Source organism: Microbacterium sp. CFBP 13617, from assembly GCF_014839445.1.
Taxonomy (GTDB): domain Bacteria; phylum Actinomycetota; class Actinomycetes; order Actinomycetales; family Microbacteriaceae; genus Microbacterium.
Genome location: NZ_JACYNW010000001.1, coordinates 438,174 through 464,286 on the forward strand (window position 1 = coordinate 438,174; position 26,113 = coordinate 464,286).

At 67.3% G+C, this 26,113-nt stretch carries 25 protein-coding genes and 2 tRNA genes; 12 read left to right on the forward strand and 15 right to left on the reverse strand.

The window, feature by feature from the left end:
• Nucleotides 1-36 precede the first annotated feature (36 nt).
• Genes IFU40_RS01855 through pknB form a run of 3 tightly spaced genes read left to right on the forward strand, consistent with a single transcriptional unit; the run spans nt 37 to nt 5,012 of the window.
• Nucleotides 37-1,491: a peptidoglycan D,D-transpeptidase FtsI family protein gene (locus IFU40_RS01855; RefSeq protein ID WP_070408901.1), complete on the forward strand. Its 1,455-nt coding sequence runs from the start codon at nt 37-39 to the stop codon at nt 1,489-1,491.
• A complete protein-coding gene (locus IFU40_RS01860; RefSeq protein ID WP_191925184.1) occupies nt 1,488-3,278 on the forward strand; it encodes a serine/threonine protein kinase in 1,791 nt (596 codons plus the stop codon). The genes IFU40_RS01855 and IFU40_RS01860 overlap by 4 nt, the downstream gene beginning before the upstream one ends.
• Nucleotides 3,279-3,311: 33 nt before the next feature.
• Nucleotides 3,312-5,012 carry a Stk1 family PASTA domain-containing Ser/Thr kinase gene (gene pknB / locus IFU40_RS01865; RefSeq protein ID WP_055832300.1) on the forward strand — a complete coding sequence of 567 codons (1,701 nt, stop codon included), beginning with the start codon at nt 3,312-3,314 and terminating at the stop codon, nt 5,010-5,012.
• Here pknB and IFU40_RS01870 read toward each other — a convergent pair.
• From IFU40_RS01870 to IFU40_RS01880, 3 genes are read right to left on the reverse strand one after another with little or no spacing between them, the layout of a single operon-like run.
• Nucleotides 4,990-5,637 carry a glutamine amidotransferase-related protein gene (locus tag IFU40_RS01870; RefSeq protein ID WP_191925185.1) on the reverse strand — a complete coding sequence of 216 codons (648 nt, stop codon included), beginning with the start codon at nt 5,635-5,637 and terminating at the stop codon, nt 4,990-4,992. The genes pknB and IFU40_RS01870 overlap by 23 nt on opposite strands.
• Nucleotides 5,634-5,789, reverse strand: coding sequence for a DUF4175 domain-containing protein (locus tag IFU40_RS01875; RefSeq protein WP_162239381.1), 156 nt, complete (start codon nt 5,787-5,789; stop codon nt 5,634-5,636). The genes IFU40_RS01870 and IFU40_RS01875 overlap by 4 nt, the downstream gene beginning before the upstream one ends.
• Nucleotides 5,789-6,580, reverse strand: a complete 792-nt coding sequence (locus tag IFU40_RS01880) for a class E sortase (protein ID WP_191925186.1) — start codon at nt 6,578-6,580, stop codon at nt 5,789-5,791. The genes IFU40_RS01875 and IFU40_RS01880 overlap by 1 nt, the downstream gene beginning before the upstream one ends.
• A 53-nt stretch (nt 6,581-6,633) precedes the next feature.
• Between IFU40_RS01880 and IFU40_RS01885 the strand changes: the two genes are divergently transcribed.
• Entirely contained in the window at nt 6,634-6,873 is a 240-nt protein-coding gene (locus IFU40_RS01885; RefSeq protein WP_055832306.1) for a cell division protein CrgA, read from the forward strand.
• Between the two features lie 63 nt (nt 6,874-6,936).
• Here the strand turns inward: IFU40_RS01885 and IFU40_RS01890 are convergent, their stop codons facing one another.
• On the reverse strand, nt 6,937-7,863 hold the full coding sequence (locus IFU40_RS01890) for a rhomboid family intramembrane serine protease (RefSeq protein ID WP_342343459.1): 927 nt from the start codon (nt 7,861-7,863) through the stop codon (nt 6,937-6,939).
• Nucleotides 7,864-7,881: 18 nt separating this feature from the next.
• Nucleotides 7,882-8,439, reverse strand: a complete 558-nt coding sequence (locus IFU40_RS01895; RefSeq protein ID WP_191925187.1) for a peptidylprolyl isomerase — start codon at nt 8,437-8,439, stop codon at nt 7,882-7,884.
• A 101-nt stretch (nt 8,440-8,540) separates the two neighbouring features.
• On the opposite strand from IFU40_RS01895, the gene IFU40_RS01900 reads away from it, so the two are divergent.
• Both IFU40_RS01900 and IFU40_RS01905 read left to right on the forward strand, forming a co-directional pair.
• Nucleotides 8,541-9,113, forward strand: a complete 573-nt coding sequence (locus IFU40_RS01900) for a hypothetical protein (protein WP_055832313.1) — start codon at nt 8,541-8,543, stop codon at nt 9,111-9,113.
• The gene (locus IFU40_RS01905) at nt 9,110-9,583 is read left to right on the forward strand and encodes a YbaK/EbsC family protein (protein ID WP_191925188.1); all 474 of its coding nucleotides are present in this window, start codon (nt 9,110-9,112) and stop codon (nt 9,581-9,583) included. Before IFU40_RS01900 ends, IFU40_RS01905 begins: the two co-directional genes overlap by 4 nt.
• Nucleotides 9,584-9,589: 6 nt before the next feature.
• Here IFU40_RS01905 and IFU40_RS01910 read toward each other — a convergent pair whose 3' ends face one another.
• From IFU40_RS01910 to dnaA, 10 genes are all read right to left on the reverse strand, one after another.
• A complete protein-coding gene (locus tag IFU40_RS01910; RefSeq protein WP_191925189.1) occupies nt 9,590-10,021 on the reverse strand; it encodes an NUDIX hydrolase in 432 nt (143 codons plus the stop codon).
• 102 nt (nt 10,022-10,123) lie between these two features.
• Nucleotides 10,124-10,196: transfer RNA gene (locus IFU40_RS01915), tRNA-Ala, on the reverse strand.
• A 14-nt stretch (nt 10,197-10,210) separates the two neighbouring features.
• A tRNA-Ile gene (locus tag IFU40_RS01920) sits at nt 10,211-10,284 on the reverse strand.
• Nucleotides 10,285-10,352: 68 nt separating this feature from the next.
• On the reverse strand, nt 10,353-10,757 hold the full coding sequence (locus IFU40_RS01925; RefSeq protein ID WP_055832316.1) for a DUF3566 domain-containing protein: 405 nt from the start codon (nt 10,755-10,757) through the stop codon (nt 10,353-10,355).
• A complete protein-coding gene (gene gyrA / locus IFU40_RS01930; RefSeq protein ID WP_070408908.1) occupies nt 10,754-13,384 on the reverse strand; it encodes a DNA gyrase subunit A in 2,631 nt (876 codons plus the stop codon). Before gyrA ends, IFU40_RS01925 begins: the two co-directional genes overlap by 4 nt.
• Nucleotides 13,385-13,437: 53 nt before the next feature.
• Nucleotides 13,438-15,471: a DNA topoisomerase (ATP-hydrolyzing) subunit B gene (gene gyrB / locus IFU40_RS01935; RefSeq protein ID WP_055832321.1), complete on the reverse strand. Its 2,034-nt coding sequence runs from the start codon at nt 15,469-15,471 to the stop codon at nt 13,438-13,440.
• Nucleotides 15,472-15,590: 119 nt separating this feature from the next.
• Nucleotides 15,591-16,079: a DUF721 domain-containing protein gene (locus IFU40_RS01940; RefSeq protein WP_055832323.1), complete on the reverse strand. Its 489-nt coding sequence runs from the start codon at nt 16,077-16,079 to the stop codon at nt 15,591-15,593.
• Nucleotides 16,072-17,226, reverse strand: a complete 1,155-nt coding sequence (recF, locus tag IFU40_RS01945) for a DNA replication/repair protein RecF (RefSeq protein ID WP_191925190.1) — start codon at nt 17,224-17,226, stop codon at nt 16,072-16,074. The genes IFU40_RS01940 and recF overlap by 8 nt, the downstream gene beginning before the upstream one ends.
• Before the next feature lie 47 nt (nt 17,227-17,273).
• On the reverse strand, nt 17,274-18,425 hold the full coding sequence (dnaN, locus tag IFU40_RS01950) for a DNA polymerase III subunit beta (protein WP_055832327.1): 1,152 nt from the start codon (nt 18,423-18,425) through the stop codon (nt 17,274-17,276).
• Nucleotides 18,426-18,874: 449 nt separating this feature from the next.
• Entirely contained in the window at nt 18,875-20,302 is a 1,428-nt protein-coding gene (gene dnaA / locus IFU40_RS01955; RefSeq protein WP_070408910.1) for a chromosomal replication initiator protein DnaA, read from the reverse strand.
• 294 nt (nt 20,303-20,596) lie between these two features.
• Between dnaA and rpmH the strand changes: the two genes are divergently transcribed.
• The 6 genes from rpmH to rsmG are packed head-to-tail and all read left to right on the forward strand — an operon-like array spanning nt 20,597 to nt 23,666.
• On the forward strand, nt 20,597-20,734 hold the full coding sequence (rpmH, locus tag IFU40_RS01960; protein WP_013584598.1) for a 50S ribosomal protein L34: 138 nt from the start codon (nt 20,597-20,599) through the stop codon (nt 20,732-20,734).
• A gap of 8 nt (nt 20,735-20,742) precedes the next feature.
• Nucleotides 20,743-21,081, forward strand: a complete 339-nt coding sequence (gene rnpA, locus IFU40_RS01965) for a ribonuclease P protein component (RefSeq protein ID WP_055935199.1) — start codon at nt 20,743-20,745, stop codon at nt 21,079-21,081.
• Entirely contained in the window at nt 21,078-21,434 is a 357-nt protein-coding gene (gene yidD, locus IFU40_RS01970; protein WP_055832332.1) for a membrane protein insertion efficiency factor YidD, read from the forward strand. Before rnpA ends, yidD begins: the two co-directional genes overlap by 4 nt.
• 2 nt (nt 21,435-21,436) lie before the next feature.
• Complete coding sequence (gene yidC / locus IFU40_RS01975; RefSeq protein WP_156458668.1) at nt 21,437-22,510, forward strand: membrane protein insertase YidC; 1,074 nt, start codon at nt 21,437-21,439, stop codon at nt 22,508-22,510.
• A gap of 17 nt (nt 22,511-22,527) precedes the next feature.
• Nucleotides 22,528-23,031 carry a Jag family protein gene (locus IFU40_RS01980; RefSeq protein ID WP_055832334.1) on the forward strand — a complete coding sequence of 168 codons (504 nt, stop codon included), beginning with the start codon at nt 22,528-22,530 and terminating at the stop codon, nt 23,029-23,031.
• A 5-nt stretch (nt 23,032-23,036) separates the two neighbouring features.
• Entirely contained in the window at nt 23,037-23,666 is a 630-nt protein-coding gene (gene rsmG / locus IFU40_RS01985; RefSeq protein ID WP_191925191.1) for a 16S rRNA (guanine(527)-N(7))-methyltransferase RsmG, read from the forward strand.
• Nucleotides 23,667-26,113 lie beyond the last annotated feature (2,447 nt).

Below are 26,113 nucleotides of genomic sequence, written 5' to 3' on the forward strand. Positions count from 1 at the left end.
CCCGCGCCCCGGCGCCCCGATCTCGAAGGAGGCACCGTGACCAAAGAACTCCGACGCCTCAGCATCGTGATGCTCGCGATGTTCATCGCCCTGTTCGCCTCGACCAGCGTCATCCAGGTCGTGCAGGCGAACGACCTGACCAACACCACCGGCAACACGCGCGCGCTGTACGACTCGTACCAGATCCAGCGCGGATCGATCATCGCCAGCGGCACGGCCATCGCCTCGTCGGTGCCGTCCGACGACGTCTACAGCTGGCAGCGCCAGTACGCGGATGCCGAGATGTGGGCGCCCGTGACCGGCTACATGAACCCCGTGCTCGACGCCAAGACGCAGATCGAATCCGCCGAGAACAGCGTGCTGAGCGGCTCGGACTCGAACCAGTTCTTCTCACGGATCGACCGCGCGATCACGGGCCAGGCCCCGCGCGGCTCGAACGTGGAGCTCTCTCTCGACGCGAACGTGCAGAGGGCGGCGTGGGACGCCCTCGGCGACCAGCAGGGCGCCGTCGTCGCGATCGAACCGTCGACGGGCCGCATCCTCGCCATGGTGTCCAAGCCCGGGTACGACACGAACGTCCTCGCCTCGCACGACACGGATGCCGTGAACGCGGCGTACGACCAGCTCGTCGCCGACTCGTCGCGCCCCCTCGACAACCGCGCCATCGGCGGCAACCTCAACCCTCCGGGGTCGACGTTCAAGCTGGTCGTGGCCTCGGCTGCCCTGGCATCCGGCCGCTACACCCCCGACTCCGCCTTCCCCAACCTCGCCGCGTACACGCTGCCGCAGTCGACCAACGTCGTCAGCAACGCGGGTGGCGGAACGTGCGGCGGTGGGGACACCGTCACGATCGCGACCGCCCTGCGCCTGAGCTGCAACATCCCCTTCGCCGAGCTCGCCGTCGACCTGGGTGATGACGCGATCCGCGCCGAGGCCGAGAAGTACGGCTTCAACGCGCAGTTCACGATGCCGCTGGAGTCCACGGCATCCACCTACCCCTCGTCGCCCAACGCCCCGCAGACCGCGCTCAGCGGCTTCGGACAGGGCGACGTGCGCGCGACGCCCCTGCAGATGGCCATGGTCTCGGCGGGTATCGCCAACGGCGGTGTCGTGATGAACCCGCGCATGGTGGACCGGGTCATCGAGCCCAACCTGTCCGTCAAGGACGAGAGCAGCAGCAGCGAGTTCGGTCGTGCCCTCGAGAGCACCATCGCCGCGCAGATGGTCACCATGATGACGGCGAACGTCCAGGACGGCGCCGCATCGAATGCAAGAATAGACGGGGTTCAGGTGGCGGGTAAGACCGGCACCGCGGAGAACGATTCCCGTCCCTACACTCTCTGGTTCACCGGTTTCGCCCCGGCGGACGACCCCCAGGTCGCCGTCGCCGTGGTGGTCGAAAACGGTGGAGGCCAGGGGCAGAGCGGGAGCGGCAACGAGATCGCCGCCCCGATAGCGAAGAAGGTCATGGAGGCGGTGCTGGGTAAATGAGACCGACACAAGGTGTGACCTTCGGCGGGCGGTACGAGCTCGATTCGCGGATCGCGATCGGCGGGATGGGCGAGGTCTGGGAAGCCAACGACCACGTCATCGGACGTACCGTCGCCATCAAGATCCTCAAAGACGAATACATGGGCGACCCCGGGTTCCTCGAGCGCTTCCGCGCCGAGGCCCGTCACGCGGCCCTCGTCAACCACGAGGGCATCGCGAGCGTCTTCGACTACGGCGAAGAAGACGGCAGCGCCTTCCTCGTGATGGAGCTCGTCCCCGGCGAGGCCCTCTCGACCATCCTCGAGCGCGAGGGGTCCCTGTCGACCGACAAGACGCTCGACATCGTCGCCCAGACGGCCGCGGCCCTGCAGGCGGCGCACGCCGCCGGCCTCGTGCACCGCGACATCAAGCCGGGCAACCTGCTGATCACGCCCGACGGGCGCGTGAAGATCACCGATTTCGGCATCGCCCGAATCGCCGACCAGGTACCGCTGACCGCGACCGGCCAGGTCATGGGCACGGTGCAGTACCTCTCGCCCGAGCAGGCGTCGGGTCACCCCGCGTCGCCCGCGACCGACACCTACTCGCTCGGCATCGTCGCGTACGAATGCCTGGCCGGTAAGCGCCCCTTCACGGGCGAGTCGCAGGTCGCGATCGCCATGGCGCAGATCAACGAGCAGCCCGCACCCCTGCCGCCCACGGTGGCCGTGCCGGTGCAGAACCTCGTCATGGCGATGATCGCCAAGAAGCCCGATGACCGACCGGCCTCCTCGGCCGCGGTCTCGCGCGCAGCCACCGCCCTCCGTCGCGGCGATCTCGTCGCGGCCGCCGCAGCGGTCCCGGCCATCGCCGCGGGTGCCGCCGTCGCCGACGACGCGACGCAGCTGCTCACGGCGGGGCAGACCTCCGCGGCGACGCGTCTGCTGCCGTCAGCCGGAGCGGGAGCGGCGGCGACGTCGCTCCTCACCGAGGAGCACACCGAAGAAGACGTGCAGCCGCAGAAGAAGGCGCGGAGCCGCTGGACGTGGCCGCTCGTCGCCCTCATCGCCCTGCTCGCGCTGATCCTCGGCGCCACCGTCGTCGGCCTGCTGTCGAACCAAGACGCCCCGGCGCCCGCGCCCACCAGCGCCGCACCGTCGGCGTCGACGCCCGCACCGGCACCCTCGACCCCCTCGCCGGCCCCGAGCCCCACCACCACGCGTGTCGAGGTGGCGTCTCTCGGCCTGAACGGCAAGACCTGCGACGACGCGCGCGCCATCCTCGAGTCCAACGGTCTCGTGGCCGACTGCCGCGTCGGCAACGCCGCGACCACCACGGCCGACGTCGGCCTCATCTACGACGTCAACCCGACCGGTCGCGTCGACGAGGGCACGACGATCACCGTCACGACGTACGCCGACGAGACGCCGCTGACCGCGCCCGGTACGCCGACCCTCCCCGGGTCGACGGTGACCGCCGGCGCCGACGTGCAGGTCTCGTGGCAGCAGTACACCTGCCCCTCCGGCACCGGATCGGTCGCGTCGTACAACTTCACCGCCGTCAACGGAACGTTCGACACCAACGGGCAGTCCACGGCGTCGTTCGAGCCCGACGCGCGCACCGCATCGCTGAAGGTCAGCAACTCCGTGGGTCAGACCCTGCGGGTCACTTACACCGTCAGCTGCTCGGGCACGGATCGTACGGCCGGGCCCTCGGGCGAAGCGTCCGCGAGCATCACCGGCGGCAACACCCCGAGCCCCACGATCACGGGTAACGGCGGCAACAACGGCAGCAACACCAAGCCCTGACCTCCGTCATCCCCCCACGCCAGGAGTTCCTTCGTGACCACTGAGACGCGCGTCCTGTCCGGGCGCTATCGCGTCGACGACCTCATCGGTCGCGGCGGCATGGCCAGCGTCTACCGCGGATACGATCAGACGCTCGGCCGCACGGTGGCGATCAAGATCCTGCGCACCGATCTCGCCGGCGACGCCGCGTTCCGCACGCGCTTCCGTCTCGAGGCCCAGGCCGCGTCGCGCATGGCGCACCCGACGATCGTGCGGGTGTTCGACGCGGGTGAAGACGTCGAGACGGGTCTCGACGGCAACGATCGCCCGGTCCCGTACATCGTGATGGAACTCGTCCAGGGGCGCCTGCTGAAAGACGTGATCGCCGAGGGGCCGGTGCCCACCGACGACGCTCTGCGGTACGTCGACGGCATCCTCGAGGCTCTGGAGTACTCGCACCGGGCCGGCGTCGTGCACCGTGACATCAAGCCCGGCAACGTCATGATCACCGAGGCCGGGCGCGTGAAGGTCATGGACTTCGGCATCGCTCGCGCGGTGTCGGACTCCTCGTCGACCGTCGCCGAGACCACGGCCATCGTGGGGACCGCGGCGTACTTCTCCCCCGAGCAGGCGAAGGGCGAATCCGTCGACGCGCGCGCCGACCTGTATTCGGCCGGAGTCGTCCTGTACGAGCTGCTCGCGGGGCGCACGCCGTTCCGCGGCGACACCCCCGTGGCCGTCGCGTATCAGCACGTGAGCGAGGCACCGCTCCCGCCGAGCGAGATCAACGACACCATCCCGCGGGCATTGGATGCCATCGTGCTCCGCGCCCTGGCGAAGGATCCGTTCCAGCGTCCGCAAGATGCCGCCAGCTTCCGCGAAGCGCTCGACGAGACCGTCGACGGCAAGGCGCCGACAAAGCGCCAGATGTCGGCGCTGTCGAACGAGCTCTACGGTCCGAACCCGCGCCAGGCCGCCGAGACCGCGCGCTCCCTGCGTCAGCTGAGCACCGACACCACCATGCGGCGCACGCAGGCCGGGCCCCCGGTCGCGTGGATCTGGGCCGGCGTGACCGTCCTCGCGGTGCTGCTGGTCGCCGTCCTCATCTGGGTCATGCAGATCCAGCAGACCGACGACGTGCCCACCACCTCGCTCGCCGTCCCCAACGTCGTCGACATGTCGTACGAACGCGCCGTCGAGACGCTCGAGGCCGAGCAGATGACCACGAGCCGCGTGAACGAGTCCAGCGAGACGATCGCCGCGGGCAACGTCACGCGCTCGACGCCCGAGGCCGACACCTCGGTCGCCGCGGGGCAGCTCGTGACGCTCTACGTCTCGACGGGCCCCGACACGGCCAAGGTCCCGACCCTCGACGGCATCACCGAGACCGAGGCCCGCACCGCTCTCGAAGCCGCCGGTCTGTCGGTGGGCTCCATCCGTCGTCAGACCGATCCCGCCCTGGCCGGGGGGACCGTCATCTCCTCGAGTCTCGCCTCGGGCTCCGACGTGGCGAAGGGCACGACGGTGAACCTCGTCGTGGCCAGCGGTCAGATCGTGATCGTCGATTACACGGGTTACACCGTCGATGCGGCCAAGCGCGAGCTCGAGTCCGACGCGAAGCAGCTCACGGTGCAGGTGACCGAGGATCCCGGATGCCGTGCCTCGTCGCCGGCGACGGTGAAGACGCAGTCGCTGGCCCCGGGCGAAGTGCCGGTGCACAGCGAGATCACCCTCACGACGTGCTCGGGCTCCTGAGCCGCCGCGGGTGAAGTCGGGCGCCGCGCAGCGCGGCGCCCCGCAGGCCGGCGTTCTCGAGCCAGCGACCCAGCAGGGCGTGGCCGCCTTCGGTGAGCACGCTCTCGGGGTGGAACTGGACGCCTTCGATCGGGGCGGTACGGTGCCGCAGACCCATGATCACCCCGCCATCCGTGCGCGCGGTGATCTCGAGGTCGCCCGGCACCGACGACGGGTCGACCGCGAGCGAGTGGTACCGCGTCGCGACGAACCCGTCGGCCAGGTCGGCGAACACGCCCTCGCGGTCGTGGTGGATGACACTCGTGATGCCGTGCAGCAGCTCGGGTGCGTGCCCCACCCGTCCGCCGAACGCCGCGGCGATCGCCTGGTGCCCGAGACAGACCCCGAGCAGCGGAACCCCGGTGTCGTACGCGGCGCGGACCACCGCCACCGACTGACCGGCGTCGAGGGGATGACCGGGTCCGGGTGAGACCAGGATCGCGTCGGCACCCGACGTCGTCTCGAGCAGGGCCGGGTCATCGGCCGACATCATCACGGTGATGGCGCCGAGGTCGCGGACGTACCCGGCGAGAGTGTGGACGAAGCTGTCGCGGTTGTCGACGACGACGACGCGCCAGTCGGTCACTCGACCGTGACCTCCTGGGGATAGACGATGTCGCTCACCCAGGGGAAGACGTAGAAGAACAGTCCGTACAGCACGGCGGCCGCGAGCACGAGGACGATGAGCAGGCGTACCCACCACGGACCGGGCAGAACGCGCCAGAGGGCTCCGTACATCAGGCGGCTCCGGAGGTCAGTGACACCGGCGGGCCGGCGTCGGTGCGGGGGGTGAACGACTCGAAGACGCCGTAGGCGATGGCGCGCTCCGAGAAACCGTAGCGAGGGCTGCACGTGGTCATGGTGATGACGCGGTCGGTCGCCTCGATCTGCGGCGCCTGGGGGAACGGCAGCAGCACCTCCACACCGTCGGGGCGCACGTACTCGAGGTTACGGAACCGGTAGGTGTACCACCCGCCCTCGGTCTCGACGACCACGGCGTCTCCGACGCGCAGCGACGGGAGGTCGGCGAACGGTGCGCCGTGGCTGCCGCGGTGGCCGGCGATCGCGAAGTTGCCGACCTGACCCGGCATGGAGGTGTCGGGGTAGTGCCCCAGACCGATCGGGTCGAGAGTCACCGACGCGCTCACCCCGCCGGCCAGCTTGAACTGCCAATCCGCGCCCAGACGCGGCACGCGGAGCACACCGAACACCTCGCCGTCACCGGGCTGATCCAGAGCCGGGGGCTCTGCGGTGGCAGGACCCGTCGCTCCCGGCGTCGGGGTGACCGACGGTGCGGGCGCGGCCGGGGCGCTGTTGGCCCATTCGTCGGTGAGGTTGCTGGCCTCGTCTTTGAACTGCGCGCCGATGATGGCGTCGCCGATCCACAGCTGCCAGACCACGAACAGCAGCACGACCACGCCGGCGGTCACCAGGAGGTCGCCGAGCACGCCGACGAAAGACAGACGTCGCCGGTCGCCGCGGCCACCACGTCGGCTGCGGCGGGTCGGTGGTTGCTGCACGGTCTGCACCAGGCGAGTCTAGTTCCGTGGGTCCGTGGTCACCTGGCCGTTAGACTGACCGCATGGCGCGAACTGGTAAAGGCGACGACCCGATCGCCGAACGCAATGATGGCGGATCGGCACCGAACCCCGTGTGGTTCCTGCCCCTCATGGTCGGACTCATGCTCGTCGGCCTCGTGTGGGTGCTGGTGTTCTACCTCAGCAACTCGCAGTTCCCCATCCCGGGCATCGGTCCGTGGAACCTCGTCATCGGCTTCGGCATCGCCTTCGTCGGCTTCCTCATGACGACGCGCTGGCGCTGACTCGCCCGAAAGTTACACCCGTGTAATTCATCCCCAGGTTGTGGATGGATCTGTGGATAACTCTCAGACGTAGGCGATCGCGGGTATGGCCAGCAGGCCGACCAGCACCACGGTGAGCGCCACGAGCAGACCGATCTGCAGACCGCGCTGGCGCGGCGCGCGCGTGCGGGAGTAGATCAATCCCACGGCGGCTCCCGTGGCGAGCCCACCGAGGTGCGCCTGCCACGAGATACCCACCGCGGCGAGTGCCCCGGCGAAGTCACCGCTCCCGATCGACTGCACGCCGGCCGCGACGAACGGCCAAGCGAAGTTGATCGCGATGATGACGCCGATCACCCGGATGTCGGCACCGATGTGGCGGCCGATCACGAGCAGGGCACCGAAGAGCGCGAAGATCGCCCCCGACGCACCGACCGTCCACACCCCGGGAGCGAGCAGGGCCACAGCGACCGAGCCGCCGAGGGCGCCGACGACGTAGAGCGTCAGGAAGCGCGCGCGACCCAGCAGCGGCTCGAGATTGCGACCGATGAACCACAGCGCGAGCATGTTCAACGCCACGTGGAAGAACCCGCCGTGCACCAGCGCGACGGTGAGCAACCGCCACGGCTGGATGACACCGGCCTGCGGCAGCAGGTACACGCTGTTGAACGCCAGCAGGTTGGTGAGCAGGGGACCCACACCGGGGATCAACCCGATGATGTAGACCAGCCCCGTCACAGCGATGATCGCCAGGGTCACGCGGGGGCGGTCCGACGACACGATCGCCATCGGGCGCGAAGCCCAGCGGCGCTGCGCCTTCTTCTGCGCCGGAGTCTGCGAGGCGCGTTGCTGCGCAATGCACTCCGGGCAGATGACTCCGACGGCGGCGGGGGTACGGCAATCCGGGCACACGGTGCGCATGCACCGCTGGCACAGAACGAAGCTCTGCCGGTCAGGGTGCCGGTAACAGAAGTTGTCGCTGTTGCGACGGAACTCGTCGGTCGTAGACACCCCCGCCGCCCGTGGGACTCAGACCGAGACGACGTCGACCGACTGAAGGACGACGTCGGCCTTCGGCCGGTCCTGCGCACCGGTGGGCACCGCGGCGATGGCGTCGACGACGGCCTTGGAGGCGTCATCGGCGACCTCGCCGAAGATCGTGTGCTTGCCCTGGAGCCACGGGGTCGGGTCGGTGGTGATGAAGAACTGCGACCCGTTGGTGCCCTCGGCCTTGCCGGTGATGGCGTTGCGACGCAGTCCCGCGTTGGCCATGGCCAGCTTGTAGGGCGCCGTGAAGTCGAGCTCGGGGCTGATCTCGTCGTCGAAGTTGTACCCGGGGCCACCGATGCCCTGGCCGAGGGGATCGCCGCCCTGGATCATGAAGTTGGGGATGATGCGGTGGAAGATCACGTCGGAGTACAGGGGACCTTCGCCCGGGGCACCCGTAGCCGGGTTGGTCCATTCCTGGGTTCCGTCGGAGAGCCCGACGAAGTTGCGGACGGTACGCGGAGCGTGGTCACCGAACAGGTTGACGACGATGTCGCCGTGGTTGGTGTGGAGGGTCGCGACGGCAGTGTGGTTGGCCATGGGTACATTCTCTCAGAGTTATCTGCAAGGGTCGGCGGCGCAGGCGGCCCCTTCTGGCAAGATGAACGCAACGTACATCCCATCGATAGGGAGGATGAGCCGTGGGCCTCAGCCGCAAGAGCAAGAAGGAACTGCGCAAGCTCCAGAAGCACGCCGCCAAGGTGTGGGAGTCGCAGCAGGTGCTGCTGGGCGAGAGCGGGAAGGTCGCTCGTGAAGCCGGCCACCAGCTCGGTCGCTTCAGCCGCGAAGACCTCGTCCCCGCCGTGCAGGACGGGTACAGCAAGTACGCCGCCCCGTACGTCGACAAGAGCGTGAAGTACAGCAACCGTTTCCTCAGCACCAAGGTCGTCCCGGCCGCCGGTGCCGTGGTCGGCGGAGCCATGTCCGTGTGGGACGCCGCGGGCGACACCCGCGACCGCCTCGCGAAGGGCCGTGGCTTCGAGCTCGACACTCACAAGTACGCCAAGCGTGCCGAGAAGTACGGCAAGCAGGCCTCGAAGCGTCTCGCCAAGAAGTTGCCGTCGCAGCACGACGGAATCGGTGCCGGCGGTGTCATCGCCATCATCCTCGGTGTCGTCGCCGCGGCCGGCGTGGCTTACGCCGCCTGGCAGACGCTGCGCGCCGACGACGAGCTGTGGGTTGCCGACGACCCGCTGCGTGCACCGGACGCGTGAGCGACCCCACCATCAGAGACAGAGAGGCCGCGCGTGAGCGCGGCCTCTCTGTCGTCATACGCGAACGCCCCGCGGCCTCGAGCCTCGACGAGGCGGCCGCGCTTCTCGGCATCCCGGCCGCCTCGATCGTGAAGACGCTCGTCGTCAAGCGATCCGACGACACCTACCTGTTCGCGCTGATCCCCGGCGATCGGGCGATCTCGTGGCCGAAGCTCCGCGCGGTCGTGGGCGTCAACAAACTCCGCCTCCCCGAGCCGGAGTTGGCGCTCGCGGCCACCGGATACGAGCGTGGGACCATCGTTCCGGTCGGCAGCACCACCGACTGGCCCATCTACGCCGACGAACGCATCGTCGGCGAGCGCATCGCCATGGGCGCCGGAGCCCATGGCTACAGCCTGTTCGTCGACGCCGACGATCTCATCTCGTCGTACGGCGCCGTGGTCGCCGACATCAGCGCCGAACGCGCCTGACCGGGCTCACGGCCGAGCGAGGCCCGCCATCCGGAACGCCACGTCGACCAGCTGCACGCGCCGCAGCTTCCGCGCGGTCGGCAGGGTGAACCACTCCGCCCGGTCGGTGGAGCCGTCGACCTCGTTGCGCAGGCGCCCGCCCACGACGTGCGCGCGGTAGACGATCCGCAGGGCGTGGAGGGGTCCGGTCTTGCCCTCGGCAGCGCGCGACTCGGCAGGGATGACCCGCGAATGGATGCCGAGAAGCTCGTCGATGCCGACCCGGTACCCGGTCTCCTCGCGTACCTCGCGACGCACGGCGCTCACGGGGTCCTCACCGTCTTCCAGACCGCCGCCCGGCAGCGTCCACGCCGCGCGTCGCCCGTGCACCCAGTGGGCGAGCAGCACGCGGTCTTCGCCGTCGGTGATGACGGCGTACGCGGCGACCCGCATGTCCATGACCGAACTCTAGCGAAGCCGAGGCGGCGGCACGTCCCGGCGCGAGCGCCGCGGCCGGAAACGAGAAGAGCCGGTCCTGGTGGACCGGCTCTTGCACCGTTGTGGAGCCTAGGAGATTCGAACTCCTGACATCCTGCTTGCAAAGCAGGCGCTCTACCAGCTGAGCTAAGGCCCCGTGAGGGAGAAGGGTGGGGCTACCAGGACTTGAACCTGGGACCTCTTCATTATCAGTGAAGCGCTCTAACCGCCTGAGCTATAGCCCCGTCTCGGTGACGTGATCACGTCAACCTCGAAGACTTTACCGGATCACCGAGGTTTTTCCGAATCGACGTCAGTTCGACGTGAAGCCGACGAGCAGACCGCCCGTGACCTTGACGGCGAGGTTGTAGATCCCCGCCATGACGGCGCCCAGAACGGTGACCACGACGAGGTTGAGGATCGCCACGATGGCCGCGAAAGCCATGACCTGCGGCAGTCCGACGTACTGCGAGAGCGTCGCCCCGCCGTCTGTGAAGCTCGTGAAGAACTCATCGAGCTTCGTGATGAGGCCGGTCGCCGACACCACGAGGTAGATCAAGAAGTACGACACGACCGTGACGATGGCCAGGGCCACCGCTGCCAGGAACGACAGCTTCACGGCCGACCAGAAGTCGATGTACACCAGGCGCAGACGTACCTGCTTGGCAGGGGTCTTGTGAGTCGACTTCTTGGCGAGTTTGTCGGCTACCGTGCTCATGCGTCAGTACTTTCCTCGGGGGTCTCGGGAGCGGAGGCATCGGCCTCGTCCGCAGGGGATGCGGCGGGCTCCGTGGTTGTCTCCGTCGTCTCGGCAAGGTTGCGCTCGGCGTTGCGCGCGATGGCGATGATGCGGTCATCGCCTCCGGCGCGGGCGAAAACGACACCCATCGTGTCGCGTCCCTTGGCGGGCACCTCAGCCACGGCAGAGCGTACCACCTTGCCACTGGCAAGAACCACAAGGACCTCGTCGCCCTCGGACACCATCATTCCGCCCGCGAGGATGCCGCGATCCTCGGTCAGACGCGCGACCTTGATGCCCAGACCACCGCGGTTCTGCATGCGGTATTCGGTCACGGCGGTGCGCTTGGCGTAGCCGCCCTCGGTGACGACGAAGACGAATTCGTCGTCCTGCGCGACGGATGCCGAGAGCAGGCTGTCGCCCTCGCGGAACTCCATGCCCTTCACACCCGAGGTCGAACGACCCATCGGGCGCAGGGTGTCGTCGGTGGCCGCGAACCGCAGCGACATGCCGAGGCGGCTGATGAGCAGGATGTCGTCTCCCTCATCGACCAGCATCGCGCTCACGAGTTCGTCGGCGGCGCCCTGCTCGGCCTCGTCACCGTCTTCAGCGACCTGACCGCGCAGCTTGATGGCGATCACACCGCCCTGACGGTTGGTGTCGTACTCTGCAAGCCGGGTCTTCTTGACCAGACCGCCGCGTGTGGCCAGGACGAGATAGGTCGACACCGAGTAGTCGCGGATGTCGAGGATCTGGGCGATCTCTTCGTCGGGCTGAAGCGCGAGCAGGTTCGCGACGTGCTGGCCCTTCGCATCGCGACCGGCCTCAGGCACCTCGTACGCCTTGGAGCGGTACACACGGCCCTTGTTCGTGAAGAACAGCAGCCAGTGGTGCGTCGTCGTGACGAAGAAGTGCTCGACGACGTCGTCGGCGCGCAGCTGCGCGCCCTTCACGCCCTTGCCGCCGCGGTGCTGCGAGCGGTAGTTGTCGCTGCGCGTGCGCTTGATGTAACCGTCGCGCGTGACGGTGACGACCATCTCCTCCTCGGCGATGAGGTCTTCGATCGACACGTCACCGTCGAACCCGTGCAGGATCTCGGTGCGGCGGTCATCGCCGAAGCGGTCCGTGATGGCGGTGAGCTCGTCGCGGATGATCGTGCGCTGACGCGCGGGCGTGGCGAGGATGTCATTGTAGTCGGCGATGCGGGCTTCGAGCTCAGTCGCTTCGTCGACGATCTTCTGCCGCTCGAGCGCCGCGAGGCGGCGGAGCTGCATGTCGAGGATCGCCTGCGCCTGCACATCGTCGATGTCGAGGAGCTTCTGCAGGCCCTCGTTGGCATCCTGTGCCGTCGGAGAGCGACGGATGAGCGCGATGACGTCGTCGAGGGCGTCGAGTGCTTTGAGGTAGCCGCGCAGGATGTGCATGCGCTCTTCGGCCTTGCGCAGGCGGTACTGCGTGCGGCGCACGATGACCTCGACCTGGTGGTCGATCCACAGGCTGATGAAGCCGTCGAGCGCGAGCGTGCGCGGCACGCCGTCGACGATCGCCAGCATGTTCGCGCCGAAGTTCTCTTGCAGCTGGGTGTGCTTGTAGAGGTTGTTCAGCACGACCTTCGCGACGGCGTCGCGCTTGAGCACGACGACCAGGCGCTGACCGGTACGGCCCGAGCTCTCGTCGCGGATGTCGGCCACGCCGGTGATCTTGCCCTCGCGAGCGAGGTCGCCGATCTTGACCGCGACGTTGTCGGGGTTGACCTGGTACGGCAGCTCGGTGATCACCAGGCACGTGCGGCCCTGGATCTCTTCGATGTTGACCACGGCGCGCATCGTGATCGAGCCGCGACCGGTGCGGTAGGCCTCTTTGATTCCGCGAGTACCGAGGATCTGCGCGCGGGTCGGGAAGTCGGGGCCCGGGATGCGCTCCATGAGCGCTTCGAGCAGCTCCTCGCGGGTGGCATCCGGGTTCTCGAGAGCCCACAGCGCGCCGGCCGAGACCTCACGCAGGTTGTGCGGCGGGATGTTCGTCGCCATGCCGACCGCGATGCCGACCGAGCCGTTCACGAGCAGGTTCGGGAACCGCGCCGGCAGGACCGTCGGCTCCTGCGTCTGGCCGTCGTAGTTGTCCTGGAAGTCGACGGTCTCCTCTTCGATGTCGCGCACCATCTCGAGCGCGAGCGGTGACATCTTCGTCTCGGTGTACCGGGGCGCGGCCGCTCCCTGGTTTCCGGGCGAACCGAAGTTGCCCTGTCCGAGTGCGAGCGGGTATCGCAGCGACCACGGCTGCACCAGACGCACGAGGGCGTCGTAGATGGGGGCGTCGCCGTGGGGGTGGTAGTGCCCCATGACCTCGCCCACCACGCGGGCGCACTTCGAGAACGACTTGTCGGGGCGGAATCCCCCGTCGTACATGCCGTAGATCACACGGCGGTGCACCGGCTTGAGGCCGTCACGCACATCGGGCAGCGCACGGCCGACGATGACGCTCATCGCATAGTCGAGATAGCTCCGCTGCATCTCGAGCTGCAGGTCGACCTGGTCGATCCTGCCGTGGTCGTGGGCGGGCTCGGCGCGGACGTCGTCGGGCTCGGGAGTGGAGTCGTCAGCCATGTCTTCTCAGTTTCGTAGTGCGTCGTCGTCGATCGTCGTCGTGCCGGACGAGATCAGATGTCGAGGAAGCGGACGTCTTTGGCGTTGCGCTGGATGAAGCTGCGGCGCGATTCGACGTCTTCGCCCATGAGGACCGAGAAGATCTCGTCGGCCGCGGCCGCGTCGTCGATCGTGACCTGCTTCAGCGTGCGCGTCTGCGGGTCCATCGTGGTCTCCCACAGCTCGTGATCGTTCATCTCACCGAGACCCTTGTACCGCTGGATGCCGTTGTCCTTGGGGATGCGGCGACCGGAGGCCTGACCGTCGATCAGCATCGCGTCGCGCTCACGGTCGCTGTACGCGTACTCGTGCGCGTGGTTCGACCACTTCAGGCGGTACAGCGGCGGCTGCGCGAGGTAGACGTAGCCGGCCTCGATGAGCCCACGCATGTAGCGGAAGAGCAGCGTCAGCAGCAGCGTCGTGATGTGCTGACCGTCGACGTCGGCATCGGCCATGAGCACGATCTTGTGGTACCGCGCCTTGGTCATGTCGAAGTCTTCGCCGATGCCCGTGCCGAAGGCCTGGATCATCGCCTGCACTTCTTTGTTGCCCAGCGCGCGGTCCAGGCGGGCGCGCTCGACGTTGAGGATCTTGCCGCGCAGCGCCAGGATCGCCTGCGTGTGGGGGTCGCGACCCTGAACGGCCGACCCACCGGCCGAGTCGCCCTCGACGAGGAAGATCTCGCTGATCGACGGATCCTTCGACGTGCAGTCCTTGAGCTTGTCGGGCATCGCCGCCGACTCGAACACGCTCTTGCGACGCGCGGTCTCGCGCGCCTTTCGCGCGGCGAGGCGGGCGGTGGCCGCGTCGAACGCCTTGCGGATGATGTTCTTGGCCTGGGTGGGGTTGCGGTCGAACCAGTCGCCGAGCTTGTCGCCGACGACCTTCTGAACGAATGCCTTGGCCTCGGTGTTGCCGAGCTTGGTCTTGGTCTGACCCTCGAACTGCGGCTCCGACAGCTTCACCGAGATCACGGCGGTGAGACCCTCGCGGATGTCGTCGCCCGTCAGGTTGTCGTCTTTTTCCTTCAGCAGGTTGTTCGCCCGCGCGTAGCGGTTCACGAGAGTGGTCAGCGCCGCGCGGAAACCCTCCTCGTGCGTTCCGCCCTCGTGCGTGTTGATGGTGTTCGCGTAGGTGAAGACGTTCTCGGTGTACGCCGTCGTCCACTGCATCGCGAGCTCGAGTGCGATGTGGCGGTCGGTGTCTTCGGACTCGACCTCGATGATCACGTCGTTGACGACGTCGGCCTTGCGCACGCGATTGAGGTGCTCGACGTAGTCGACCAGGCCGCGCTCGTACAGGAACGAGTCGTGGCGGCCCTGGGTGACCTCTGCTCCGGGGTCGCCCTCGGTCACGACCGCGTCGGGCCGCTCGTCGCGCAGGCTGATGCGCAGGCCCTTGTTCAGGAACGCCATCTGCTGGAACCGCGTCCGCAGGGTGTCGTAGTCGAAGTCGACGGTGTCGAAGATGGTCGCATCGGGCCAGAACGTGATGGTCGTCCCGGTCTTGTCGCTCTCTTCGCCCTTCGCGAGAGGGGCGAGGGGAGTACCGCCGTCGCGGAACGACTGACGCCACACGTGTCCCTGACGCTGCACCTCGACCTCGAGGCGCGTCGACAGCGCGTTCACGACCGACGAGCCCACGCCGTGCAGGCCGCCCGAGACGGCGTAGCCACCGCCACCGAACTTTCCACCGGCGTGCAGCACGGTGAGCACGACCTCGACCGTCGACTTGCCCTCGGTGCGGTGCATGTCGACCGGGATGCCGCGACCGTTGTCGATCACGCGGACGGCTCCGTCGCTCATGATCGTGACGTCGATCGTGTCGCAGTAGCCGGCCAGGGCCTCGTCGACGGAGTTGTCGACGATCTCTTGCACGAGGTGGTGCAGACCCCGCTCACCGGTGGAGCCGATGTACATGCCGGGGCGCTTACGGACGGCCTCGAGACCCTCGAGCACCTGGATGGCGTCTGCCCCGTACTCGTTGGGAACCTTGGTCGATGCGACGGGAGGTTCCTCGGAAACGCTGTCGGGGTTTTCGGACGTCATGGGTACGTGCGCTCCAGATCGGTTCGTCGGAAGCTCCATCCTACCGCGTGGGGCTCGCGAAAATGGCGTGTACGCCCCTACACGGCGATAAATCGGACCGAGGCGGGATCGACCATGGCCTAGCCGTAGGTATCGCGCGGACCGCGGCCTGGAACGGCTCTGGGGCCCCATTTCCATGAGGGGACGTCCGGCCCTACGAACCGGATGGCTTCGACCCCCGCGTCGGGGAAGCGTCGGATGATCTCCGAGAGGATGTGCGCCCGCATCAACTGGAGCTGCTTCGCCCACGCCGTCGAATCGGCCTGGACCGTGAGCGTGCCGGCATCCAGAGCCACCGGGCGGGTATGCGCCGCCGTCTCGGCACCGGCGACCTCGTCCCACTTGCGCACGAGGTCCTCTCGCGACAGCTGGGGCTCCCAGCCCGCCGATCGAGTGAGGCCCGACAGCACATCGCCGAGTCCCCGGGGATCACGGCCCGGCGTGAACGGTGCGTTCTCGCCGTCGTCCACCCGGCGCCGACGCTTCTTCTTGCGATAGGGCGAGGGCTCGAGTCCGCGCAGCCGCAGGTAGGTCGCCACCGTCTCGGGCAGCTCGCCCTCGTCACTCATCGCCGGGCTCACGGATCTGACCGGCTTCGACCCGCACGACGTGGGCGCGCAGCTCGGGCGGGACGTCTTCTTCGACGGCCGACGTCACGATGACCTGTTCGTAGCCCGCCGCGAACTTGGCCAGGCGGGCGCGGCGGCCGGCGTCGAGCTCGGCGAAGACGTCGTCGAGGATCAACACGGGGTCTCCGAGCCGTGACTCGGCACGCAGGAGCTCGGCCGAGGCGAGTCGGAGCGCCAACGCGATCGACCAGGATTCGCCGTGCGAGGCGTAGCCCTTCACCGGGAGGCCGCGCACCTCGAGTACGAGGTCGTCGCGGTGCGGGCCGACCAGGGTGAGTCCGCGCTCGAGTTCGGCCGAACGGCGTGCGGCCAGCGAGGCTCGGAACTGCTCTGCCAGAGGAAGGGCCGAGCCCGCGGTCTCGACGGCGTCGTCTTCTTCGGGGTCACCCCCGCCCACCGACAGCGCCCACGTGAGCCGCGGTCGGTGGTCGTCGCCCGCGATGGCCTCGTAGGCGTGCGCCACGGGCTGGGAGAGGGCGGATGCCAGCGCGATGCGCGCTTCGATCACCTCGGTGCCCAGGGTGACGAGCTTGTCGTCCCATACGTCGAGGGTGCTGAGGGCGTCGCCGCGCACCCCGCGGGCGCGCGCCGATTTCAGCAGGGCGCTGCGCTGCCGCAGGACGCGGTCGTAGTCGCCCAACACCGCGGCCATGCGAGGAGTCCGTTGCACGATGAGCTGGTCGGCGAACCGACGCCGGGCGGACGGGTCACCGCGCACGATCTGCAGATCTTCGGGGGCGAACAGCACCACCTGCGCGTACCGGGGCAACTCCGAGGTGCGGACGTTGACGCCGTTGACCCGAGCCTTGTTCGCACCCTGGCGGTTGAGCTGAAGCTCGAGGAGCACCGTGCGCTCACCGTGTGCCAGACGAGCGCGCACGATCGCAGCATCCGTTCCGTCGCGCACCATCGGTGCGTCGTGAGACACGCGGTGCGAGCCGAGCATGGCGAGGTAGGCGACCGCCTCGACGAGGTTCGTCTTGCCCTGCCCGTTGCGACCGATGAAGACGTTCGCGCCCGCGGAGAGCGAGACATCGGCGACCGCGTAATTGCGGAAGTCCTTCAGTCCCAGCTGCTCCACGATCACCGAGTCAGACTACCCGTCGCCTCCGACACGACGACCGGAGCCCGATCTCAGCGCAGCAGCAGGTTCGGCTGGAGAAGGTACTTGAACGAACCCTCGCCACCCTTGTCGACCGAGGTCTGCGGGGTGACCAGCACGGGGCTGAGCTTGTTCGCGTTGTCGCTCGAGGTGAACGTGATGCGCGTGAACTCGCTGCGAACGGCGCCGAGCGACTCGAGCAGGTACTGGGGGTTGAGACCCAGGGTGACCTCGTCGCCGACGAGGGTGGCGTCGACCGACTCGGTCGCGCGCGCCTGCTCGGTGCCGGAGGCATCCATCGAGACGCCCTCGGGACCGAAGGTGAAGCGCAGCGGAGCGGAGCGGTCGAGGACGAGCGCCACGCGGCGCACCGCCTCGGCGAGCTCGGCGGTGTTGACCACGCTGTGGTGCTCGGTCTGCGCGGGGAACAAGCGGCGCACGGGGGGGAAGTTGCCCTTGATGAGCAGCGAGGTCACCGTCTTGTTGCCGGACGAGAACGCGATGATCTCGCGATCTCCCGAGCCCGAGAAGGCGATCGAGATGTCGCCGGCGTGCGCGAAGGTCTTTCCGACCTCCTGCAGCGTGCGGGCCGGCACCAGGGCCGACGTGGGTTCGTCGGAGGCCGCCGAACCGCCGTCCCAGGGGATCTCGCGCAGGGCCACGCGGTAGCGGTCGGTGGCGACGAGGCTCAGGCGGGTGCCCGTGACCTCGAGCTGTACGCCCGTGAGCACCGGGGTCACGTCGTCGCGCGAGGCGGCGAAGGCGACCTGTGCGATGGCCGTGGCGAACTCGTCGGCCGGGACGAGGCCCGATTCTCCGCTCACTTCGGGAATCGCCGGGTACTCCTGCACGGGCATGGAGGCGAGAGTGAATCGTGCGGAGCCGCAGGTGAGCAGGATGCCGCCGTCGTCGTCGACGGTGATCTGGATCGGAGCGTTGGGGAGCCGGCTGGCGATGTCGTTCAGAAGCCGGCCGTGCACCAGGATCGTGCCCGGCTCGTCGACGGTGGCTTCGATGGTGGTGCGCGCGGAGGCTTCGTAGTCGAAGGCGGCGAGGGTCAGACCCTGGTCCCCGGCCTCGATGAGCACACCGGCCAGGATCGGCTGCGGGTTTCGCTGGGGCAGGAGCTTGACCACGAACGAGACGGCTTCGCTGAACACATCACGATTGACGTGGAACTTCACGGATGCTCCCTTGATGGCGGGTACGGCTTACCCATGCTAGCCCCACGCTTCCGGCGAGCCGACGACGGGCCTGGCACGGCAAGGTCATCGAATCTCTCTTAACAAAGGGAAAAGGATCTTCATCTTGTTAACCACTGTGGAGACTGTGGATAACTTCCGACATGCGTGTTAACAGCTGGGAACTACACCGTTGTTAACTGTGGACGCGCTGCGGACAGCCTGGGCAGTTAACAGCGACGGGAGGGAGTGCGGTCGAGCCCTCCTCCACAGGCAAGCCCCGTTCGTACACAAGTCATCCGCAGCAAATCAGAGTTATCCACAGGTTTTCCACACTGTGTAGAACTGTGTCGCGAACCACTCGTACGGAGGCGTGTGCGCGGTTTTCCGGCCCGAAAACGCGCGAAGGGCTCGCCCACGATGGTGGACGAGCCCTGACGGGAGAGGAGCGCTCAGCGCATACGGCCGAGCTGGCTGGTGATCTCCGACACCTGGTTGAAGATAGAGCGGCGCTCCTTCATGAGGTCGCTGATCTTCTTGTAGGCGTACATGACGGTGGTGTGATCGCGGTTTCCGAAGAGCTGCCCGATCTTCGGCAGTGACAGGCTCGTGCGCTCGCGGCACAGGTACATCGCGATCTGTCGAGCCGTGGCGACGGCCTGCGAACGGCTCGAGCCGTAGAGATCGTCGACCGACAGCTTGAAGTACTGCGCCGTCGCCGTGATGATGTCGGTCGGCGAGATGACGTTGGCATCGTCTTGATCGATGATGTCGCGAAGCACGGTCTGGGCCAGCGACATGTCGAGCGTCGACCTGTTCAAGCTGGCGAAGGCCGAGACGCGGATCAGCGCCCCTTCGAGCTCACGGATGTTCGACGAGACGACGGTGGCGATGTACTCCAACACGTCGTCGGGAATCAGCAGTCGCTCGCTCTGCGCCTTTTTCCGCAGAATCGCGATGCGCGTTTCCAGGTCGGGGGCCTGCACATCGGTGATGAGTCCCCACTCGAAGCGACTGCGCATGCGGTCTTCGAATCCGGTCAACTGCTTCGGCGGCAGGTCGCTGGTGATCACGACCTGCTTGTCGTGGTCGTGGAGCGTGTTGAAGGTGTGGAAGAAGGCTTCCTGCGTCTCGGCACGACCCTGGAGGAACTGGATGTCGTCGATCAGCAGGATGTCGACTTCGCGGTACCGCGCCTGGAACGCCGAGCCGCGGTTGTTCGCGATCGAGTTGATGAAGTCGTTCGTGAACTCCTCACTCGAGACGTACCGCACGCGGATGCCCGCGTACATGCTGGCCGCGTAGTCGCCGATGGCATGGAGGAGGTGCGTCTTGCCGAGGCCGGAGTCGCCGTAGATGAACAGCGGGTTGTACGCCTTGGCCGGTGCTTCGGCGACCGCGACGGCAGCGGCGTGCGCGAAACGGTTCGACTGCCCGATGACGAAGTTGTCGAAGGTGTACTTCGGGTTCAGGCGGGTGTCGTTCCGAGACGCCGGCACGATCGGCTCCGGTGTCTGTTCGATGACGGCCGCGTGCACAGAGACGGCGGGGCCGGATGATGACGGCCGGTCATCGTCACGGGACGAGGTGCGGTGGGATTCGACGAGGTCGGGATTGACCACGACGCGGAAGGTGCCCACTTCCGGGTCACTCCCCTGCACCTGAGCGAGCGCTTCGAGGATCGACGCGCGCATGCGTTTGTTGAACTGCGCCGCGGTCAGGTCGTTGGGGACGTCGAGGTAGAGGGTCCCGCCCATCACACCCTGCGGCACCGCCAGATTGAGGAAGCCGTGCAGCTGCGGGGTGACCCGATCGTCGGTGAGAAGATGGTCTAGCACGGCGGACCAGACGGGAACATCCGGTACTTCGTGCAGAGACATATCCCCTCCGGGATCTAGACGCGACGGCGATCGACGAGTCGCGTCGAACCTGTGGATAACTCCGGGGGCCACGCTAGTTCGCGGCTCTCGAGGAGCAAAATCCACTGTAAGTCCCGGCCGCGTGTCTTTGCCACGCTTGTGGACGGAGCCTGGGGATAATGAGCGGTCGGCTTCCCAGTTTGAGTTAACGCCCCGCTCGACGTAGCCTTAGTCGGTTGACTTATGCCTATATGGCAGTCCCGACCCCCGTCCCCGGCAGAAGAGCATCGGGCGACATCACCTCCGGAGTGACCCATGAGCAAGCGCACCTTCCAGCCCAACAACCGCCGCCGCGCCAAGAAGCACGGCTTCCGTGCCCGCATGCGCACCCGCGCCGGCCGCGGCATCCTCGCGGCGCGTCGCGCCAAGGGCCGCACCGAGCTTTCGGCCTGACCTACCAGGTGCTGGCGAAGCCGAACCGACTCACCCGCGGATCGGACTACAAAACCACAGTCCGACGGGGTTCTCGTTGTGCCGGAGCGCACACCGTGACCTACGTCGGATCGTCGGCTGAGAGTGGTTCGCCTCGCTTCGGCTTCATCGTGAGCCGACAGGTCGGCTCCGCCGTCACCCGCAACACCATTCGCCGCCGCCTCAAAGCGGTGTGCGCCGAGGCGCTCCCGTCCATCAACGGGGGCGCCTCTATCGTCATCCGCGCTCTGCCGTCCGCGGCGACCGTGGATTACGCGACACTTCGCGCCGATGTGGTGCGGTGTCTGCAACGCAAGGCCGTCGCATGAGTGCGTCGACACTGCCGACATCGGCCACCGGGGCCGGTCGCCTGGCACCGGACGCCGTCCTGGCATCCCTCCCCCTCCTCCCCCGGAATGCAGGGCTCGCCCTGCTGCACGCGTATCGAGCGACGATCTCGCACGTCTACGGCGACGTGTGCAAGTACTACCCGTCATGCTCCGCCTATTCGGTGGGAGCGGTGCAACAACACGGACTCGTCAAGGGCGTCGCGTTCACCGCGGCCCGTCTCGCACGCTGTCATCCCTGGGCTCAGGGGGGCATCGACGATGTCCGTCCGCACCGCGCCTTCCGCCACGAACTCACTCCGCACGGTTTCGTCGTGCCTTCCCGAAAGGACTGATCGTGCAATTCGATCTCATTGGGACCCTTCTCTGGCCCCTCAAGTGGGCTGTCGAGCTCGTACTCGTCGGTTGGCATTCCCTGTTCACGGCGTTCGGCATGGCTCCCGCCGCCGGCATCACCTGGGTGCTGTCGATCGTCGGACTCGTGCTCATCGTGCGCGCGGCCCTCATCCCGCTCTTCGTCAAGCAGATCAAGAGCCAGCGCAAGATGATGGAGATCGCTCCCGAGCTGCGCAAGGTGCAGGAGAAGTACCGCGGTAAGAAGGACCAGCTCTCTCGCGAGGCCATGAGCCGCGAGACCATGGCGCTGTACAAGAAGCACGGCACGACGCCGGTGTCGAGCTGCCTGCCGCTCCTGGTGCAGATGCCGATCTTCTTCGCGCTCTTCAGCGTTCTGAACGACGTCTCCAAGCACGCCGCGAGCGGCGTCGGCGGTGTCGGACTGCTCACCCCCGAGCTGACGACCGAGTTCTACGACGCGCGCCTGTTCGACGTGGCATCCATGCACGTCAACCTCGTCACCGCATGGGGTCAGGCCGACGGCCAGGTCACCGTCGCCATCCTGCTGACGCTCGTGGTGCTCATGATCGGGTCGCAGTTCTTCACGCAGCTGCAGATCATCTCGAAGAACCTGTCGCCCGAGGCCAAGACCGGTCAGGCGTACCAGATGCAGAAGATCATGCTGTACATCCTGCCGCTGGCTTTCATCTTCTCGGGTGTCTTCTTCCCGCTCGGTGTCGTCATCTACTGGTTCGTCAGCAACCTGTGGACGATGGTCCAGCAGTTCGTGGTCATCCGCGAGATGCCCACACCCGGATCCGACGCGGCCAAGGCTCGTGAGGAGCGTCTCGCGCGCAAGGGGAAGGCCATCGATGCGACCGGAAAGGTCGTTCCGATCGAGAAGTACCAGGCCGAACAGCAGCGTCTTCTCGAAGAGGCCGAGCGTGTGCGTGCAGCGCAGCCCAAGCGGCAGCAGCCCGTGGGCAAGCAGCGCGCCAAGAAGCAGCAGACCACGAAGAACACCGGTACGGCGAGCGGATCGGCCGGCACGCCCGGCTCGTCCCCCGCGCCCTGACGACCCGAAAGATCACGATGACGACGTCCGATCAGATCGCACCCGAACAGACCGCCGCCACCGAGGAGCAGCTCGAGCAAGAAGGCGACATCGCTGCCGACTACCTCGAGGGACTCCTCGACATCGCCGATATCGAGGGCGACCTCGCCCTCGATGTACGTGGGGGGCGTGCCTACGTGTCGGTCGAGGCCGATGACGCGGAGGCCCTCTCGACGCTCTCGCACCCCGACACCGTTCAGGCCCTGCAGGAGTTGACGCGCCTGGCCGTGCAGAACTCGACGGGGCGATTCTCTCGGCTCATCCTCGACATCGGCGGGTCGCGTGATGCGCGTCAGCGCCAGCTCGAAGCCCTCGTCGACCTGGCGATCGAGCGGATCAACGAGGGTGCGACACAGGCGTCCCTGCCGGCCATGTCGAGCTACGAGCGCAAACTGGTGCACGACATCGCCGCGGACCGCGGTTACACCTCTGAGTCGTTCGGTGAGGGCGCTGACCGCCACACCGTGCTGCGACGCGGCTGATCAGGATGCCGGAACAGCTCGAGCCTGAGCCGGCGGCAGCGGTCGCGCTGTTCGGCGACCGCATCGACCGTGCGCGGCAGTTCGTCGCCGCTCTCGCCGAGCATGGCGAAGAGAGGGGTCTCATCGGCCCCCAGGAAGTTCCGCGGCTGTGGACGCGACACGTTCTGAACAGTGCGATCACGGTGCCGTACTTCTCCGGGCGATCGGTGGATGTGGGTTCGGGCGCCGGCCTTCCCGGTCTCGTGCTCGCCATCGCTCGGCCCGACGTCGAGTGGACGCTCATCGAACCGATGGAGCGCCGTACGGCGTGGCTGACCGAGCAGGTTGCCGAGCTGGAGCTCGACAACGTGACGGTCGAACGCATGCGTGCCGAAGAGTGGGCCCGCGGGCGCATCTTCGACGTGGTGACCGCCCGAGCCGTCAGTGCGCTTCGCACCCTCCTGCCCTTCACCGCTCCCCTGGTCCGCCCTGGTGGGAGGCTGGTGTTCCTCAAGGGAGCCAGCGTGGGCGCAGAGATCGAATCGGCAGCGAAGCAGGTTCGGAAGCTCGGCCTCACAGACGTCTCGGTCGAGGTCGTGGGCGAGGGTGTGCTGGACGAGCCCACGCGCGTCTTCTTGGCCACCGTCTCGCGCTAGCGTTCTTGGACGCTCTGAGGGGCTGCAGACGCCGCTGAGAGCCCACGCACGAGCGCGCGGGTGTCCCCGGCGGGTGCAGCACGGATGGTGTGCGCCCGTGGCGGGTATGGAGTGAGGGGCGGACACGGCGGTCGTCCGAGACGACGCTGACGCGAGTCTGCGCCCTTTCCCCACGGTGGCGGTGTGGTGGTCTCGAGCAGCGCCAGGGGCTGTCTTCGGTGCGTGCCCACGCACGATGGTCCAGGGCTGCGGCCGGACCGAGACATCTTGCGGGGAGCCAGCGTTCGCACCACCACCCGCTAATCTATTCATTCGAATATAGTTGTGGGTGAACCAACACGGACGGCGCGATGCTCCTGTGGGCGACCATGAGGTCGGCAAGGACGGGTGCATCCGACGCATCTCGCGCCGCATGACTTCTGTCAGATGGGATGCGCGTGGAGCGTTCATCTACTGCCATCGTGCGCCTCCTGAGAGACCTGTCTTCTTCTGGATGCCAGACAAGTCACCATTGCGTCCGCGTTCGCCGACGTTGTCCACCACGTCACGTCCGCCCCCGCTCTCACGACCGGTTCGCGTGCGCGGAACGTCGTGAGGTGGGAGGACGCGCTCGAGTCCGAGTTGCGGCGAGAGCTCTGCAGCCATGGTCGTCCTCTTCGGTGAGCCTGCGACGAGGCATGCGGGAATAGAGTCTCGTCGACGGTGAGACGGAACGGGGCACCGTGCCGATCTGAAGCCCCGCGGACCGGCAGGGATCTGCTGCGCAGGCGTGACAACGAGACCTCAGGGAGCGCGTCTGCCGTGTGCGGTGGAGTTCGGAGGCATCGACCGTCCTTGCTGCTACAGAGTGTGATGGTGGCTCGGGCGAATGCCCTGGTGCAGTTCGCGTACGGGTGGGGAACGTGCTGACCGGTTGCGAGAACGTGGGGCCGTTGTCATGATCCGCACGAAGCGGAATCCGGGGGTCTCGTCTCGGTCCGGATGGCGTTGCGCACACCACGGTGTTCGTGGATTCACGACTGTAGGCGGATTCATTCGAGCCCCTCGCTGCCCCAATGATCTGCACATGTGAACGTGCCCCACGATGGGTGGGATCCCGTTATGCACGGTGACGATCGTGAGGTGGCGGCTACGGGCTGTGGAGCCAGCTCGACGCGGTCGTCGTGGGTGGGGCCCGGGGAGGTCTGGGCGTGAGCCGCAAGTCGGTGTTCGACGCTCCCCTGACCGGGGTGTGGGCCTGGGTCAGTGATGGCACCGTGTCTCGGAGTGGCGTGGGGAACTCGGTTGTGACCATCTGAATCGTTCGGCGCGGCCAGAGCACAACGACCGCCCTGCGTGACATGGAGCACAGGGGCGAAGGATGACGTGATCTGTGCCCCGTTGGAGCCCCTGTGCTGGCGTGCGCTTGCAGAGGGCTTGGTGGGTCAGCGAGAGGTGAGCAGCAGGCGCGGATAGGCGGTGTCGCTCTTGCGTTCCACGTGAAACATCCCGACTCTCCGGCTTGCTGTTAGACCGGCCCGTGTGTGTTTCACGTGAAACATTGAAGTTCAGGTCGAGAGGGTGGCAGGAGAGAACGTCGGTGCGGGGCTGTTCCCGCATGAGCACGTTGCCTAGCTCTCTTCTCGTGGGCGCGGAATCGCGGCAGTGAATCGATGGTCGGGCCGCTCCCCCGCCCATTTTTGCGCAGCCCAGGCGCTTCCCGTGGGGCTGGGTAGTGGCTTCGGGCCGACATGCTGATCGGTCGGTATGGGGCTGGCCTTTCGGTTGTCTCTTCCCAAGACGTTGGTTCCAGCGGGGTGTCTTGAACCTCCCGCATGTCTAGACCAGTGCGGACGGCGCAAGTGCGTGCGGCCTGATCTCCGCGCGCCACCTCTCGTGGGACGTGGGACGCCTGCGCAATGAGCGATGGCGGTGCATTGACCTACCGCGCTCAGGGATGACTCGGTCAGCCGGCGGGGGTCTGGCCTGCTTCGCTCACAGCCCTGGTCCCAACCAGTCGTTCTCCCAACAAGCCGTCTCGCCGGAGGGGTCGGCGTGGCGGGAGGGTGGTTGGTGATTGGGATGCCTCCCATGGACTGGCGACGTGGTCACGGCGCCTGATTCGGATGAGGACGGGATCTCCTCACGGTCGCGGGCTCACTGACCGCGGCCGTCATCGACCGGCACGGTGCCAGCCGAAGGGTGCACACTAGGCCGACGCGCGCCCCGCAGAACCACTCGGCGTCTCGTGTGGTGGTCGCCGCTGCGTAGAGAGGTCGGCATGGAGTTGACGGTGCATGGAAGGCGACACCGAAGTAGTCGAATCCGGACGAGTGCCATTCCGGGCAATCGAGGCTCGGCCCGGCGAGAAGGGGCCATCCCCCGGAGCCACCGTGCCGGTCGTGTGTGCAGCCTGATGCGATGTGCTGGGCGGTGCGACGTGCGGGGACGCACTCCGTGCCGCGACC